Genomic DNA, 2,872 nt, shown 5'->3' on the forward strand with positions numbered 1-2,872 from the left:
GGGCGCAGCGAATGGCTCCTTTCCGCCGTGATTGTCGGAAAGTCGCAATCGGCCGAGGCTGTGTAAAAACTCGCCCTTGGTCTACGACTGCCGGAACGACGTTCTCTTCAGGCCGGGAAGCCGATCATCACCATTTAGACGGAAGTCGTAATAGTCATGATTGCCCGGGATCACATATCCGCGCTCATCATCCATTGCCCGGCAGGGCATCACTCTTGCGAGGATGTTTTGGTCAGCGCCATTTGAACGGACGAAAAGCAAACATGTAGGTTTCCTCGTGCTGCATCCCCAATGGATCCGGCGCGAAGGCACCGCCTGCCGCTAACACAAGCCAGCTCGCGACATGGAATGGCGGCATGCTGCGCCCCGAAGATCTGATGAAAGCGCTGCAGGCGAAAATGCGCAAGCAGAGCGCGCAATTCGCCGATCTGCTCTCCGGCGCGGGCTGAGACAGCATGGCTGCGTCGCGGCGGGAGTTGCAGCGCACCGGGGTCAGGCGTTCTGCCCGGCCACGCGCCCCGAGAACAGGCAGCCGCCCAGAAACGTGCCTTCCAACGCGTTATAGCCATGATAGCCGCCACCGCCAAAGCCCGCGACCTCCCCGGCGGCAAACAGCCCGCCAATCGGTGCGCCCGCTCCATCCAGCACCTGCCCGCGCAGATCGGTATGCAGCCCGCCCAGCGATTTGCGCGTCAGCACATTCAGCCGCACCGCGATCAGCGGGCCGCACTCCGGGTCGAGGATCTTGTGCGGCTTGGCCGTGCGGATCAGCTTGTCGCCCAGATAGGCGCGCGCACCGCGAATAGCGGTGACCTGGGCATCCTTGCCATAGCGATTGTCGATCTCGCGGTCGCGTGCTTCGATCTGGCGCCGGATATCGTCGGCATCAAGCGCTATGTCGGGTTCCAGTGCAGACATGCCCGCAATCAGATCGTCCAGACGCTCACGCACGATGAAATCCGCGCCATGCGCCTTGAACGCTTCGATCGGGGCGGGCGCCCCCTTGCCCAGCCGCGATTTCAGAACGGCCGCCCATTTGCCCGAGGTCAAATCGGGGTTCTGCTCGGAGCCCGAAAGCGCAAATTCCTTCTCGATGATCTTCTGCGTCAGGATGAACCAGCTATGGCTATGCCCGGTGCGCAATATCCGCTTAAGCGTGCCCAGAGTATCGAACCCGGGAAAACAGGGCGCGCCCATCCGCTGCCCGAGGGCATCGAACCACATCGAACTGGGGCCGGGCAGGATGCGGATGCCGTGATTGGGCCAGATCGGATCCCAATTCGCGATCCCCTCGCAATAATGCCACATCCGATCGCCATTGATCAGCCCCGCGCCCGCCTCCTGCGCGACCTGCTGCATCCGGCCATCGACATAGTCGGGCACGCCCGAAACCATCTTCTGCGGTGCCGGGCCAAGGCGCTCTTGCGGCCAGTGCCGACGCACGAGATCATGATTGCCCCCGATCCCGCCCGAGGCGATCACCACCGAGTCCGCGCCAAATTCGAACGCCCCGATCACTTCGCGATTGCTTGACTGTCCGCGTGGCGCAGCGTCCGAGGCCAGGATCTCGCCCCTTACGCCGAGGACGCGGCCTTGCGCGGTCATCAATTCGCTGACCCGGTGGCGAAAGGCGAAGTCCAGCTTTCCCTCGGCCTGTGCCTGATACGCAAGTTTGGTAAACGGAGCGACCACGCCCGTCCCCGTGCCCCAGGTCACATGAAAGCGCGGCACCGAATTGCCATGCCCGCCCGCAAGCGCCCCGCCGCGCTCGGCCCAGCCCACCACCGGAAACCAGCGCATCCCCAGCCCATGCAGCCAGGACCGCATCTCGCCGCTGGCAAAATCGAGATAGCTTTCGGCGAACTTGCGCGGATTGGCATCTTCGGGACGGTCGAACTGCGCCGCGCCGAACCAGTCCTGCGCCGCCAGCACGCGGGAATCGCGAATGCCAAGGCGGCGTTGCTCGGGGGTGTCGATCATGAACAGCCCGCCCAGCGACCAGAACGCCTGACCGCCCAGCGATTGCGCGCCTTCCTGATCCAGCAGCAAGACCGAGCGCCCGCGCGTCACCGCCGCATTGGCCGCAACCAGCCCCGCCAGCCCGCCGCCCACGACGATCACATCATACCCCGATCGATCAGCGCGCATCAGCATCCTCCCATTCAACTCGCCCATCGACACTGGGCAAGCCCGGCCGCTTTCACACCCTAGCCCGCGCGTTTCAGAGTGCAAGCCGGCCCGTTTGGGGTGCGAAAATCCGCCCCCCACTTAAGATTATCACGGTGACTGCCACGAACTGGCCTTCGCCCGACATTCCCCAAGTGGCGTGCTGTCTGACGCGAAGATCACCTTAATCAGCCCGCCGGACAAGCATTTTCCGTCGCGTCCAGCGTCTGCGGTCGCGCAGGCTGTTGGAACTGGGCGGATCAGACTGCGAAGCCGCCGTGTTCTATCCCGGCGGCTGTGTTTTTCAGCGCAGTGGACGGAGCTGTCCTGCCGCTTTGGTTCAGTTTGGGTCCGGATCGCGGTCATGCACATAGCGGTGGCGCTCGCAATCGGCGGATGGCGGCGAGGACGGCGCGCACCATCGGGCCGGCAACGGCCACCTCGGCTATCTGGAAGGTGATGGCACGGGCATGGCGCACGACACGCGCCCCCCAATCTTGATCAGCCTGAGTTGCAGGCTGGTCAACGACCAGTCTGCCATTGCCTCAGGCAACTCGATGTAGCGCAAGAAGGTATCCGAACCGTTAGCAGGCGAGACCGTGATCGTATCCCACCACGCCCCCCATTCTTTCGCGCTGTCTCCGGGCGGCCCGTTGCCGCAGGCCTATGCTTCGGACCCGAGCGATCTGATCAACCGCTGCCAGCC

General features: G+C 63.9%; 1 protein-coding gene and 1 pseudogene. Both read right to left on the reverse strand.

The window, feature by feature from the left end; all coding sequences use genetic code 11:
- Positions 1-492: 492 nt before the first annotated feature.
- Positions 493-2,154: an FAD-binding dehydrogenase gene (locus DT23_RS16840; protein WP_081847283.1), complete on the reverse strand. Its 1,662-nt coding sequence runs from the start codon at positions 2,152-2,154 to the stop codon at positions 493-495.
- Between the two features lie 374 nt (positions 2,155-2,528).
- Positions 2,529-2,740 (reverse strand): annotated as a pseudogene (locus tag DT23_RS19245) (transposase); the annotation flags it as partial.
- Between the last annotated feature and the right edge of the window lie 132 nt (positions 2,741-2,872).

This window comes from Thioclava indica (assembly GCF_000714545.1).
GTDB lineage: Bacteria > Pseudomonadota > Alphaproteobacteria > Rhodobacterales > Rhodobacteraceae > Thioclava > Thioclava indica.